Here is a 13441-nt window from a genome sequence, read left to right on the forward strand (position 1 = left end):
TTCCAGAAGGACAACCTCTCCGTCATTGCGAGCGAAGCGAAGCAATCCAGAAGCGACGTGCACTGCGCTGGTTTGCTTCGTCGCAATGACTGAGGATGCCGCAAGGCGTGGATGCCCGGGACAAGCCCGGGCATGACGGGGAGAGGTTGGTGCTCGTGGTTTAGAAGGTGCGTCGTTGCGCCGACAATTTTCGATTGCTAATTCGGCGGCGTGCCGTTGAGCTCCAGCACATGGCCGGCCAGATACAAGGACCCGGTGATCAGGATCCGCGGCGGCAGTTCGTAGGCAAGCGACGCGATGCGGCGCAGCGCCGTCGGCACGTCCTCGGCAAGTTCGACGCGCAGGCCGAGGGCGCGGCCGGCGTCGGCGAGGCTCTCGGGCGGCATCGCGCCCTCGCGGTTCGGGATCGGCACCGCAATCAGATGCCGTGTCAGCCCGGTGAAGTTGGTGAGAAACGCGGCCGCGTCCTTGTTGGCCATCATGCCGGCGATCAGCACCAGCGGCCGCGACACGCGTTCTTCGAGGTCGCCGAGCGCCGCCGCGGCAACGCGGCCGCCATCGGCATTGTGCGCGCCGTCGAGCCACAGCTCGCAGCCCTGCGGGGCGTCCTGGAGGAGTTTGCCGACCGTGAGGCGCTGCATCCGCGCCGGCCAGTCGGCGGCGAGCAAGCCGGTCTGATACGCGGCCTGGTCGATGGCAAAGCGCGTCTGCGCGCGCAGCGTCGCGATCGCGAGGCCTGCATTGTCGATCTGGTGCCGTCCGAAAAGTTTCGGCGCGGTGAGGTCCATCAGGCCGCGTTCGTCCTGATAAGCGAGCCGGCCGTGTTCGAGTTGCACGTGCCATTGCTGGCCGCGGGCGAACAGCGGCGCGCGCTGTCGCCGCGCTTCGCGCTCGATCACCGCCAGCGCCGCCTCGTCCTGTTCGGCGACGATCACCGGCGCGCCGCGGCGCAGGATGCCGGCTTTTTCAGCTGCGATGTCGGCGAGTGTCGGGCCGAGAAATTCGGTGTGGTCGATGCCGATCGGTGTCAGGACGCAGGCCAGCGGATGTTCGACCACATTGGTGGCGTCGAGCCGGCCGCCCAGCCCAACTTCCAGCAGCAGAATATCAGCGGGATGCTGCGCGAAAAGCCACAGCGCCGCGACGGTTTCGATCTCAAACAGCGTGATCGGCGCGCCGCCATTGACCCGCTCGCAATGGGCCAGCGCTGCGGCGAGCTCGTCGTCGCTCACCAGCACGCCGCCGCCCGGCTTGCCGAGCCGGATGGTCTCGTTGACGCGCACCAGATGCGGCGAGGTGTAGGCGTGGACGGCGAGGCCGGCGGCTTCAAGGATGGCGCGCAGGAAGGCGAGGGTGGAGCCCTTGCCGTTGGTGCCGGCGATGTGGATCACCGGCGGCAGCTTGCGTTCGGGATGGTCCAGCGCCGCCAGCAGCCGCTCGACGCGGCCGAGCGTGAGGTCGATCCGCGCCGGATGCAGCTGCGCCAGGCGCGTGCGCAACTCGCCGACCGAACCAGACCTCTGCGGATCGGTGGCCGCGCTCACGCCTGCGGCGCAGCCGGGGGCGTCGCCTCGGGCGCCGTCGTCACGCTCTCGGCCGCCGCGACAGGCTCCGGCGGCGGAGCGGCTTCGGTGGCGATCGCCGGGGCCTCGGTGGCGGGCAGCGGCGTTTTGGTCAGGATGCGGCACAGCCGTGCCAGGGTCGGGCGCAATTCGTGGCGATGCACCACCATGTCGACCATGCCGTGATCGCGCAGATATTCGGCGCGCTGGAAACCGTCCGGCAGCTTTTCGCGAATGGTCTGTTCGATCACCCGGGCGCCGGCGAAGCCGATCAGCGCGCCGGGTTCGGCGAGCTGGACGTCGCCGAGCATCGCATAGGAGGCGGTGACGCCGCCGGTGGTCGGGTTGGTCAGCACCACGATGTAGGGCAGCTTGGCTTCGCGCAGCATCTGCACCGCGACGGTGGTGCGCGGCATCTGCATCAGCGACAAAATGCCTTCCTGCATCCGGGCGCCGCCGGAGGCTGCGAACATGATGAAGGGCGCGTGCTTTTCGACCGCCAGCTCCATGCCGCGAATGATCGCCTCACCGGCCGCCATGCCGAGCGAACCGCCCATGAAGTCGAAGTCCTGCACGGTGACGACGACGCCATTGCCCTCGAGCTTGCCGAAGCCGACCTTCACGGCATCCTGCGCGCCGGTCTTGGTGCGCGCGTCCTTGATGCGGTCGGCATATTTGCGTTCGTCGCGGAATTTCAGCGGGTCGGCGACGACTTCAGGCAGCGCGACGTCGTACCAGGTCTCGTTGTCGAAGATCGAGCGCAGCCGGGCCAGCGCGCCCATCCGCATGTGATAGTTCGAGCCGGGGATGACGAACTGGTTCTGCTCGACGTCCTTGTAGAACACCAGCTGCCCGGTATCCGGACATTTGATCCACAAATTCTCCGGCGTTTCCCGCCGCAGCATGTTGCGGATTTTTGGACGGACGACGTTGGTCAACCAGTTCATGATGGGCTCCGCGCGTCGCCGAACCTGGCGCCGCTGGTTGATGGTACTGCCGGGATATGGCGGCGGAGGCGGGCTCCGTCCAGACCATGCCCCTAACTGACGATGGCCTACTCGGCGGCCTGTTTGACGCCGCGGACGCCGGCGGACAGCGACGCGACCAGATCCGCCACCGCGCCGACGCTGGCCTGGGTGGCTTGGTTGTCGGCGTCCAGGCTGGCCTTGAGCGCATCGATCAGCGCGGTGCCGACCACCGCGCCGTCGGCCTGGGCGGCGATCGCGCCGGCGGCCTCCGGGGTGCGGATGCCGAAGCCGACGCAGACCGGCAGGTCGGTGTGGCGCTTGATCCTGGCCACCGCGGCGCCGACCGCAGCCGTATCCGCCGAGGCCGAGCCGGTGATGCCGGTGATCGACACGTAATAGACGAAGCCCGAGGTGTTGGCGAGCACCGCCGGCAACCGCTTTTCGTCGGTGGTCGGGGTTGCAAGGCGAATGAAGTTGAGCCCAGCCTTCATGGCCGGCAGGCACAGCTCCTCATCTTCCTCTGGCGGCAGGTCGACCACAATCAGCCCGTCGACGCCGGCCGCCTTGGCGTCAACGAGAAACTGATCGACGCCATAGATGTAGATCGGGTTGTAGTAGCCCATCAGCACGATCGGGGTAGCGTCGTCGCCTTCGCGGAAATCGCGCACCAACCCAAGCGTCTTTTTCAGCGTGGTGCCGGTGTGCAGCGCGCGCAGCCCCGCGGCCTGGATCGCCGGGCCGTCGGCCATCGGGTCGGTGAACGGCATGCCGATCTCGATGATGTCGGAGCCGGCCGCCGGCAGCGATTTCAGCACCTGCAGCGAGGTTTCGAGGTCGGGATCGCCCGCCATCACGAAGGTGACGAGTGCCTTGCGGCCCTGCTGCTTCAGCGCGGCGAAGCGGGCGTCGATACGCGTCGTCATTTTTCAGCCCCTTTCGGCGGGCGCTTCTGCCTTTCGGGCAGGCTGCTTTTCAATTCTTTCACCGCATCACCCAGGATGAATGTGTTGTGCACGAAGGACTCAATCGCGTCCATCATAGTGTTCAACTGCTCAGACGTCGGCCTCCATCCCCGATGTGCAGCAGCGCTTCCTGCATCGGTAAGCGCGTCGAGGATATCTTTCTGGTCCGAACCGATCTTCCCGCGCTTGACCAACTCCGCAAGTTTCTCCTGGAACGTTATGCCCGGATCGATTCCCACAAATTCTGACGTTCGATCGAAAACTGTACGAACGCCAATAGCAGCTAAAACAGCCAAATCTTTTTCTAGTGCAGTATATACACTCGATATGAGACTGTATGCGTTCTCATCGAGTGCTCGAAGCTTCTCGAGCCATGTTGGCTCTTTCCGGCCGGCATCTGGCGTATGAGGCCAATGTTCAATCTGGTGTTGATACTCGAAATCTCCATTCGCTAAATGCTCGTAGTCTTCGGAAAAAATGAAATCGGTCTGAAAGTACACGGCTTCACAAGCTGGGCATTCGAGTATTCGATAGTCAGTGTGAGTCCACAGACCTAATTCGTCGTCACTGTCATGCTTGCTGTGGGCAGCAACAACGTTTGCCCAACGCTGCGGACCGCAATTTGGACAGTCTCCTCGAACACGATCTTTCATAACCGGGGTGACAGCTGCCTTTTCATCCACGGAAATGATTCCCTTCCAATTTCGTTCGTAGTCCATAAAGCCGGCGCAGATATCAAAAATTCAAGGCGTGCGGTCACGAATTCATCAGAACTTGCCCCCGAGATGTTCGGCCACCGAGGCGAGGTCCTTGTCGCCTCGGCCGGACATGTTCAGCACCATCACGTGATCCTTCGGCAGGATCGGCGCGAGGTCGGCGATTTTGGCGAGCGCGTGTGCTGGTTCCAGCGCCGGGATGATACCTTCGAGCCGGCAGCACAGCTTGAACGCCTCGAGCGCCTCGGTGTCGGTCGCCGACAGGAAGTTGACGCGGCCGACATCGTGCAGCCAGGCATGCTCAGGGCCGATGCCCGGATAGTCGAGGCCGGCCGAGATCGAATGCGCCTCCTGGATCTGGCCGTCGTCGTCCATCAGCAGATAGGTGCGGTTGCCGTGCAGCACGCCGGGCTTGCCGCCGGCGATCGAGGCGGCATGCAGCTTGTCGAGGCCGTGGCCCGCGGCTTCGACGCCGTAGATCGCGACGCCGGCATCGTCGAGGAAGGGATGAAACAGCCCCATCGCGTTGGAGCCGCCGCCGATGCAGGCGATCAGCGAGTCCGGCAGGCGGCCTTCGATCTCCTGAATCTGTTCGCGCACTTCCTGGCCGATCACCGCCTGGAAGTCGCGCACCATCATCGGATAGGGATGCGGACCCGCGACGGTGCCGATGCAGTAGAACGTGTCGTGCACGTTGGTGACCCAGTCGCGCAGCGCCTCGTTCATGGCGTCCTTCAGCGTGTTGGCGCCGGAGGTGACGGGGCGCACTTCGGCGCCGAGCGCCTTCATCCGCAGCACGTTCGGCTCCTGCCGCGAGACGTCGACGGCGCCCATATAGACCACGCATTGCAGGCCGAATTTGGCGCACATCGTGGCGGTGGCGACGCCGTGCATGCCGGCACCGGTCTCGGCGATGATCCGCGGCTTGCCCATCCGCTTGGCCAGCATGATCTGGCCGAGCACGTTGTTCACCTTGTGGGCGCCGGTGTGGTTGAGGTCTTCACGCTTGAAGTAGATCTTGGCGCCGCCGAAATGCTCGGTCAGCCGCTCCGCGTAGTACAGCGGCGAGGGCCGGCCGACATAGTGCTTGAGATAACCGTCCATCTCGGCGCGGAATTGCGGATCGTCCTTAGCTTCGGCGTAGGCCTTCTCCAGATCGAGGATCAGCGGCATCAGCGTTTCGGCAACGAAGCGTCCGCCGAACAGGCCGAAGTGACCGCGCTCGTCGGGTCCGGATCGAAACGAGTTGGGCAGGATCGGATTCATATCAGGTCATCAACTCTTCGCTGGCGCGCGCGGCGCGGATGAAGCTGCGGATCATGTCGGGGTCCTTGGCGCCGGGAGCACGTTCGACGCCCGAAGAGACATCGACGCCGCCCGCGCGGGTGACGCGCAGCGCCTCGGCGACATTGGCGGCATGAATGCCGCCCGATACCATGAACGGCTGCGCGAGATCGAGGTTGCGCAGCAGCTCCCAATCGAACGGCGTGCCGAGACCGCCCGGGCGCGTCGCGTCCTTCGGCGGGCGGGCATCGAACAGGATGCGGTCGGCCACCGCCGCGTAGCCCGGTAGCACCGCGAGATCGGTGGCGGTCGCGACCGGGATCGCCTTCATCACCGGCAGGCCGAACGTCTGCTTCAGCGCGCGGACCCGCTCGGGGCTTTCGTGTCCATGCAGCTGCAAAATATCGGGCTGCAGGATCTCGACGATGTCGCGGATCAGCGCGTCGCCGGCGTCGACCGTCAGCGCCACCTTGGCGGCGCGGCCGGCGACCTGCTTGCCGAGATCGGCCGCGACATCAAGGCCGACGTGCCGCGGCGATGCCGGGAAGAACACGAAGCCGACCATGTCGGCGCCCGCCGCGACCGCCGCTTCGAGCGTGTCGCAGGTCGACAGGCCGCAGATTTTAACGACGACGGGCATCAGGGTGCGATCAGGTTTGGCTGGCGCTCCGGGCGCCGGCAAGACGCCGGTGTTCTACACCGCCGCGTCGGCCTTGTCGCGCCTGCCGGTTGCGGAACTCTGGCCCAGCAGCAGGCGGCGCGGTTCGCTCGAGGCCGGCGTCATGACGCTGGCGCGCATGTTGGCGAGCTCGGCTTTCGCCTCGATTGCCTCGGCCTGGTGCCGGCGTGCGGCGCGTCGCCACTTCGATTGGCGGAACCAGGTGGCGATGCCGCCGGCAATGACGCCAAGGATGGCGACGCCGATGATCAGCACGAACAGCGGCAATTGCACGGTACCCATCGGGTCGTTCGGCTCCAGAGGATCGAACGAGACGGTAACAAGATGGCGGTTAGCAACCGCGAAAACGATGAAAATCAGTCCGAGCGGGATCAGCACCACCGCCGTCAGAAACTTCTGCATGTCGTTCTCGCTCGTCTTGCCCAGCACACTCGCCCAGCAAACGGGCGTTACATCATGTGTCGGAGTCTGAATGGTCGGAGTCAGAATCGTCGGAGTCGTTATCCTCAGAGCCGCGGTTCAACCGCTCGCGCATTTCCTTGCCGGTCTTGAAGAACGGCACGCTCTTCTGGTCGACCGGAACATGTTCGCCGGTCCGCGGATTGCGGCCGGCGCGGGCGGGCCGGTGCTTCACCGAGAACGCGCCGAAGCCGCGCAACTCCACCCGATCGCCCCGCGCGAGCGCTTCGACGATCTCGTCAAGGATCGCATTGACGATATTCTCGACGTCCCGCTGGTAAAGGTGCGGGTTGTGCTCGGCGATGCGCTGAACGAGTTCGGATTTAATCATCGAGGATGTGGTCCGTGCGTGCGGACCGCCATTTCCTTGAAAATAGCGTGAACTGTCAAGACGCTAAATCAAATGAGGCAGGCTGGAGAACGGCGCGTGGCAGCACGCCGACGTGGCACAACGAGCTCTCGATCATCGCGCTACGGGCGATACGCGTCGCTCAGCGCGTAGTTCCCGGTGCCCACAGCGCCAGCATGCCGTCGAGACCGAGTCGTTCGACACCCGACTGCTCGATCTGTCGCGCGACGCTGCCGAGGCCGACCGCATCGAGCGTCAGGCTCGCCGCCGCGCGCAGGAAGGTGAGATCGCCGAATTGCGGTGCGAGCTTGAAGTCGCGTACTGGAAGACCGCTCTTCACCTTCTTTTCGGTTTCGAGCCACGCCACGGCGTTCTTCTCGTCGCCCAGCTCGTCGATCAGTTTGAGGCCCACCGCCTGACGGCCGGTGAAGACGCGGCCGTCGGCGACGACGTTGAGCTGTCCTTCGTCCATCGTTCGGCGGCTCTTCACCAGATCGCGAAACCACGCATAGGAATCCCGCACCAGCGATTCCAGCGCAGCGCGCGCCTCGGGGCTGGTCGGCTCGAAGCCGTTCGGCGCGGCCTTCAGCGGCGACGACTTCACTTCCTCGACCTTCACGCCGACGGTCTTCATCAGTTCGGAGACGTTGGGATATTGAAACAGCACGCCGATCGACCCGACCAGCGAGCTCTGCTGCGCGATGATATGATCGGAGGCGAGCGCCGCGATGTAGCCGCCCGACGCGGCCAGGCCCTCGACTACCACCACCATAGGCTTCTTGGCCTTCAGCCGCATCAGCGCGCTGTAGAGCTCTTCCGAGCCGGCGGTGGTGCCGCCCGGCGAATTGATGTGCACGATCACTGCGGCGTGCGACGATTTCTCCAGCCGCTCCAGCGCTTCGATCCGTTCGGAGTTGCTACGGATCAGTCCGTCGATCTTGATCCGCGCGATCGAGCTGGAGCTGGACAATGTGCCGCGCCCGGCCGGCGACAGCGCCATCCCGACCGCCACCACCGCGACGATCGCCACCAGCACCGCTGCGACGCGCCAGAACGTCAGCTTGCGGCGAATGCGACGGCGATCGACGATCACATCGGAATCAAGCGACATGGACATTCTCCGGCTAATCAGCTGCTCACGGTTGTCGAAGCGGATCGTTGAACTTCCGTGAGCGGATTACATCAATTGCAATCCAATATGAAGAAAACAAGGTTGGTGCCTCCATCCGCGGCGTCATTGCGAGGAGCGTAGCGACGAAGCAATCCAGGGCTCCGTGCACTGAGCTGGATTGCTTCGCTTCGCTCGCAATGACGGCGTTGAGCGCCACACGCCTTCCCGGCACACCCTCTCCGTCGTCATGGCCGGGCTTGTCCCGGCCTTCCACGCCTTTGAGGCAATTCCAAATAGCGGCAAACAAAAAGGGCCCCGGCAATGCCGGAGCCCTGATGTTGGTCAGCAGTAAGCCGAGGCTTACTTGTCGCGCTGCTTGAGCGCGGTGCCGAGGATGTCGCCCAGCGTCGCGCCCGAATCGGACGAGCCGTACTGCGCGATGGCTTCCTTCTCTTCGGCCACTTCCAGCGCCTTGATCGACACCTGGACCTTGCGGGCCTTCTTGTCGAACTGGATGACGCGGGCGTCGACCTTTTCACCGACCGCGAAGCGGTCGCTGCGCTGATCGTTGCGGTCGCGCGCCAGCTCGGAGCGCTTGATGAAGGTGGCGAAGTCGGTGCCGACGATCTGCACGTCGATGCCGGAGTCCTTCACGTCGAGCACTTCGCAGGTCACGATCGCGCCCTTCTTGACGTCGCCCGGCTCGGCGAAGGGGTCGCCTTCGAGCTGCTTGACGCCGAGCGAGATACGCTCCTTCTCGACATCGACGTCGAGGACGATGGCCTTGACCATGTCGCCCTTCTTGAAGTTGTCGATCACCTGCTCGCCCGGCTGCTTCCAGTCGAGGTCCGACAGATGCACCATGCCGTCGACGTCGCCGTCGAGACCCAGGAACAGACCGAACTCGGTCTTGTTCTTGACCTCGCCTTCGACGGTCGAACCGACCGGATACTTCTCGACGAACACTTCCCACGGGTTGCGCATCGTCTGCTTGAGGCCGAGCGAGATACGGCGCTTGACCGAATCCACCTCGAGCACCTGCACTTCGACTTCCTGCGAGGTCGACACGATCTTGCCGGGGTGCATGTTCTTCTTGGTCCACGACATCTCGGAGACGTGGATCAGGCCTTCGATGCCCGGCTCGAGCTCGACGAACGCACCGTAGTCGGTGATGTTGGTGACGCGTCCGGTGAACCGCGCATTGAGCGGGTACTTCGCCTCGATGCCCTGCCACGGATCGTCCAGCAGCTGCTTCATGCCGAGCGAGATGCGGTGGGTCTCGTGGTTGATCTTGATAATCTTGACCTTGACGGTCTGGCCGATCGTCAGCACCTCGGTCGGGTGGTTGACGCGGCGCCAGGCGATGTCGGTCACGTGCAGCAGGCCGTCGATGCCGCCGAGGTCGACGAACGCACCGTAATCGGTGATGTTCTTGACGACGCCGTCGATCACCTGACCTTCTTCGAGGTTCTGCACCAGCTCCTGGCGCTGCTCGGCGCGGGTCTCTTCGAGAACCGTGCGGCGCGACACCACGATGTTGCCGCGGCGGCGGTCCATCTTGAGGATCTGGAACGGCTGCGAGTTGTTCATCAGCGGCGCGACGTCGCGGATCGGACGGATGTCGACCTGAGAGCGCGGCAGGAACGCCACGGCGCCGTCGAGGTCGACCGTGAAGCCGCCCTTGACCTGATTGAAGATAACGCCGAACACCTTCTCGTTGTTGTTGAAGGCCTTCTCGAGCTTGCCCCAGCTCTCTTCGCGGCGCGCCTTGTCGCGCGACAGCACGGCTTCGCCGAGCGCATTCTCGATGCGGTCGAGGAACACCTCGACGGTATCACCAACCTTGAGTTCGCTGTCGCGGCCCGGGCCGGCGAATTCGCGCAGGGCAACGCGGCCTTCGGTCTTCAGGCCGACGTCGATGACGGCCATGTCCTTCTCGATCGCGACGACCTTGCCCTTGATGACGGAGCTTTCCTGAAGGTTTCCGCCGGCGAAGGACTCGTCGAGCATCGCGGCGAAATCGTCGCGGGTCGGGTTATACGAAGTAGCAGTCGAAGCCATTTGTTCTCCAGATGCGGATGTCGCCGGCAGTTCGGTTAAGGGACGTCTCGCGCGCGCAGTGTCAGGGGTCCGCGAACCTGACGACCATTCCGCATTGGAGTGCGGAGCGGGCCGGCAGCATGCCTGCACGATCGAGCCGTTGATCCGACATCGTCGGATCGCAGCAATCAGTCATTCCAAGAAGGTGCATTCCAAGAAACGGTCCGGCAGCGAACGAAACAGCAGGCGAAAAGCCAAATCTGCTTGAGCCTCGAAGCGTTCGACCATCGCTGAAAACCGTGGAGCGGGCGTTCCTCCAATGACGGCGTCGGTTGGTGCTTAAACCCGACGCCGGCCCGCTCGAACGGCCTCGACAATCTCGATGGCGGCCCGGACGCCGCCTTCTATATCCAAATAGGAATTGTCGAGCAAGACTGCATCCTCGGCCTGCTTCAGTGGCGCGGCGCTGCGGTTCTTGTCGCGGTCGTCGCGTTTGAGGATGTCGGCGAGGATCGCGGCCTCGTCGGCGGGCTCGCCGCGGCTCTGCGCTTCCAGGGCGCGGCGGCGGGCGCGGACCTCGGGGGCGGCGACCACGAAGATCTTCACGTCGGCGTCCGGGCAGATCACGGTCCCGATGTCGCGGCCGTCGAGCACGGCGCCCGGCGGACCCGCGGCGAAACAGCGCTGGAACTCGACCAGGGCGGCGCGCACCGAAGGATGCGCCGATACCACCGAGGCGGCTTCGCCGACCGCCTGGCTCTTCAGAGCTGGGTCGCCGAACGTCCCGACATCGAGCCGGCGGGCGATCTCGGTGGCGCGGGCTTCGTCGGCGAGATCGGCGGCAGCGTCGAGCATCGCCTTGGCGACGGCGCGGTAGATCAGTCCGGTATCAAGGTGCCGATAGCCGTAATGCGCGGCCAGTCGCTTGCCAAGCGTGCCTTTGCCGGAGGCGGCGGGTCCGTCGATGGCGATGATCATGCTTTCGTCAGCTTCCAAATGAATCGGGTGCCCGGGGGCGCGGCTGCGATCAACACCGCGACTGGAGGTATTTCAAGTCGTCTTGTTTGCAGCTTGTCGGCGCCCGGTATAAACCCGCGAGCCGCCAACACCAGCCCGGCGTGCCGCCACATATCACTGCCCGGACACTGCTCGGTATGGCCACTCCTGCTTTCGTCAAACGCATCCTGCGGACCGACGCGTTCCAATGGACCGCGGCGATTCCGGCCGCCGTCTACTTCCAGTTCGTGATGTGGACCGGACGGTTCGACCGTGCCACGGTGCCGATCCCGGAGCCCTATATCCTGGCGATGTGGCACGGCCGGCTGATCATGCTGCCGATGCTGCGCGGCGCGGGCAAGCCGCTGATCGCGCTGATCAGCGGCCACCGCGACGGCCAGATCATCAGCAAGGTGGGCGCCGTGTTCGGCATCCAGACGGCGGTCGGTTCCAGCTCGAAGGGCGGCATGCGGGCGGCTCGCGAGATGATGCGGCTGGCGCGCGACGGCCACAGCCTGTTCGTGACGCCGGATGGCCCGCGCGGGCCGCGCATGCGCATCAACAATGACGGCATTCTCGATCTGGCGCGGCTCACCGGCCTACCGATCCTGCCGGTCGCCGTCAGCCTCGGCCGCGGCAAGCTGCTCAAGAGCTGGGATCGGCTGATGCTGCCCGGACTGTTCGCCAAGGTCGCGATTCGCTACGGCGAGCCGCTGATCGTCGATGGCCAATCCGACCGCGCCGAAATCACCGCGCAACTGACAGCGTCGCTGACGGCGGCGCAGCAGGAGGCCGACCGGCTGGTCGGCCGCGAGCCGGTCGAGCCGGCGTAGCGCCTCAGGCGAGATCGCCGCCGAGCCGGCGCATCATCGGGACAAAGTCCGGGAAGCTGGTGGCGATGAAGGCGGTGTCGTCGACCGTGACCGGTTTGTCGGACGCCAGCCCCATCACCAGCGCCGACATCGCAATGCGGTGATCCATATGGGTGGCGACCAGGCCGCCGCCCGGCACGTGCCCCTTGCCGACCACGATCAGGTCGTCGCCGGCGATCTCCACCTCGACGCCATTGACCCGCAGCATCGCCGCGGTGGCCTCGAGCCGGTCGCTCTCCTTGACCCGCAGCTCACGCAGGCCGCGCATCACGGTGGTGCCCTCGGCGAACGCGGCCGCGACCGCCAGCACCAGATACTCGTCGATCATCGACGGCGCCCGCTCGGCCGGCACCTCGACGCCGCGCAGCTGCGAGCCGCGAATCCGGAACTGTGCCATCGGTTCGCCGGCATCGCCGCGGGTTTCACTTTCCTCAATCAGCCCGCCCATCTCGCGCAGCGTCGTGATCAGCCCGGTGCGCAGCGGATTGGTCATGACGTCGGTTAGCACGATGTCCGAGCCCGGCACCACCAGCGCCGCCACCATCGGGAACGCGGCCGAGGAGGGGTCCGCCGGCACCACCACCGGCGCGCCGCGCAATTCGGGCTGGCCGGTTAATGAAATCTTACGGCCGAGCCTGCCTTCCGGCTCGGTCACCAACGTGGCGCCGAAATGCTGCAGCATCAGCTCGGTGTGGTCGCGGCTGGCTTCGGCCTCGATCACCGTGGTGACGCCCGGCGCCGACAGACCGGCGAGCAGCACCGCGGATTTGATCTGCGCCGACGGCACCGGGGTGCGGTAGGTGATCGGCAGCGGATCGCGCGCGCCCGCCAACGTCAGCGGCAGCCGGCCGCCCTCGGCGCTCGACACAACTTTGGCGCCCATCTGCGCCAGCGGATCGACGATGCGCCGCATCGGCCGGCTGCGCAGCGAGGCGTCGCCGTCGAAGATCGCGGTGATCGGCGAACCTGCGACCGCGCCCATCGCCAGCCGGCAGCCGGTGCCGGAGTTGCCGAAATCGAGCGGCGCCTCCGGTTGTGCGAAGCCACCGACGCCGACGCCGTGCACGCGCCAGGCACAGTCGCCGGTGCGCTCGACCCGTGCGTCCAAGGCGCGCATCGCCGCAGCGGTGTTCAGCACATCCTCGCTCTCCAGCAGCCCGGTGATCCTGGTCTCGCCCACCGCCAGCGCCCCGAGGATCAGGGCGCGGTGCGAGATCGACTTGTCGCCGGGCACCCGGGCGGTGCCGGCAAGCGCGCCGCTCTTGCGCGCGGTGAGCGGCGAGGTCTGGTCTGAATGGCTCAAGATGGTGTCCCCTGCGGCGTCGCGCGCCCGATCGAAGCGGGGCCGCGCGCTGCGTGGCCGCCGATACGGCATAAACCGCTATTGACAGCGGCGTGGCAACTAGCCAAGTGAAGCACCGTTTTTCAAGAAATCCCAAGGTT

At 65.3% G+C, this 13441-nt stretch carries 13 protein-coding genes; 1 reads left to right on the forward strand and 12 read right to left on the reverse strand.

Annotated elements, in window-relative coordinates:
* Positions 1 to 197: 197 nt before the first annotated feature.
* From D4Q52_RS07665 to cmk, 11 genes are all read right to left on the reverse strand, one after another.
* Entirely contained in the window at positions 198 to 1544 is a 1347-nt protein-coding gene (locus tag D4Q52_RS07665; protein ID WP_119855958.1) for a bifunctional folylpolyglutamate synthase/dihydrofolate synthase, read from the reverse strand.
* Positions 1541 to 2509 carry an acetyl-CoA carboxylase, carboxyltransferase subunit beta gene (gene accD, locus D4Q52_RS07670; RefSeq protein ID WP_119855959.1) on the reverse strand — a complete coding sequence of 323 codons (969 nt, stop codon included), beginning with the start codon at positions 2507 to 2509 and terminating at the stop codon, positions 1541 to 1543. Before accD ends, D4Q52_RS07665 begins: the two co-directional genes overlap by 4 nt.
* Positions 2510 to 2616: 107 nt before the next feature.
* Positions 2617 to 3453 carry a tryptophan synthase subunit alpha gene (trpA, locus tag D4Q52_RS07675; protein WP_119855960.1) on the reverse strand — a complete coding sequence of 279 codons (837 nt, stop codon included), beginning with the start codon at positions 3451 to 3453 and terminating at the stop codon, positions 2617 to 2619.
* Complete coding sequence (locus D4Q52_RS07680) at positions 3450 to 4175, reverse strand: DUF4145 domain-containing protein (RefSeq protein ID WP_182915264.1); 726 nt, start codon at positions 4173 to 4175, stop codon at positions 3450 to 3452. The genes trpA and D4Q52_RS07680 overlap by 4 nt, the downstream gene beginning before the upstream one ends.
* Positions 4176 to 4259: 84 nt before the next feature.
* Entirely contained in the window at positions 4260 to 5474 is a 1215-nt protein-coding gene (gene trpB / locus D4Q52_RS07685; protein ID WP_119855962.1) for a tryptophan synthase subunit beta, read from the reverse strand.
* 1 nt (position 5475) lies between these two features.
* Positions 5476 to 6132 carry a phosphoribosylanthranilate isomerase gene (locus D4Q52_RS07690; protein ID WP_119855963.1) on the reverse strand — a complete coding sequence of 219 codons (657 nt, stop codon included), beginning with the start codon at positions 6130 to 6132 and terminating at the stop codon, positions 5476 to 5478.
* Between the two features lie 54 nt (positions 6133 to 6186).
* Positions 6187 to 6573: a LapA family protein gene (locus D4Q52_RS07695; RefSeq protein ID WP_119856052.1), complete on the reverse strand. Its 387-nt coding sequence runs from the start codon at positions 6571 to 6573 to the stop codon at positions 6187 to 6189.
* A 52-nt stretch (positions 6574 to 6625) separates the two neighbouring features.
* The gene (locus D4Q52_RS07700; RefSeq protein ID WP_119855964.1) at positions 6626 to 6961 is read right to left on the reverse strand and encodes an integration host factor subunit beta; all 336 of its coding nucleotides are present in this window, start codon (positions 6959 to 6961) and stop codon (positions 6626 to 6628) included.
* A 160-nt stretch (positions 6962 to 7121) separates the two neighbouring features.
* On the reverse strand, positions 7122 to 8090 hold the full coding sequence (gene sppA / locus D4Q52_RS07705) for a signal peptide peptidase SppA (RefSeq protein ID WP_119855965.1): 969 nt from the start codon (positions 8088 to 8090) through the stop codon (positions 7122 to 7124).
* Positions 8091 to 8450: 360 nt separating this feature from the next.
* Entirely contained in the window at positions 8451 to 10151 is a 1701-nt protein-coding gene (gene rpsA, locus D4Q52_RS07715; protein ID WP_119855967.1) for a 30S ribosomal protein S1, read from the reverse strand.
* Between the two features lie 318 nt (positions 10152 to 10469).
* Positions 10470 to 11108, reverse strand: coding sequence for a (d)CMP kinase (gene cmk, locus D4Q52_RS07720; protein WP_119856053.1), 639 nt, complete (start codon positions 11106 to 11108; stop codon positions 10470 to 10472).
* Between the two features lie 176 nt (positions 11109 to 11284).
* Between cmk and D4Q52_RS07725 the strand changes: the two genes are divergently transcribed.
* Positions 11285 to 11959 (forward strand): lysophospholipid acyltransferase family protein, encoded by a 675-nt coding sequence (locus D4Q52_RS07725; RefSeq protein ID WP_119855968.1) that lies wholly within the window; start codon positions 11285 to 11287, stop codon positions 11957 to 11959.
* A 4-nt stretch (positions 11960 to 11963) separates the two neighbouring features.
* Here D4Q52_RS07725 and aroA read toward each other — a convergent pair whose 3' ends face one another.
* Positions 11964 to 13301, reverse strand: a complete 1338-nt coding sequence (gene aroA / locus D4Q52_RS07730) for a 3-phosphoshikimate 1-carboxyvinyltransferase (protein WP_182915265.1) — start codon at positions 13299 to 13301, stop codon at positions 11964 to 11966.
* Positions 13302 to 13441: the final 140 nt, after the last annotated feature.

Origin of the sequence: Rhodopseudomonas palustris (assembly GCF_003591005.1) — a bacterium.
In the GTDB taxonomy this organism is placed as follows: Bacteria; Pseudomonadota; Alphaproteobacteria; order Rhizobiales; family Xanthobacteraceae; genus Rhodopseudomonas; species Rhodopseudomonas palustris_K.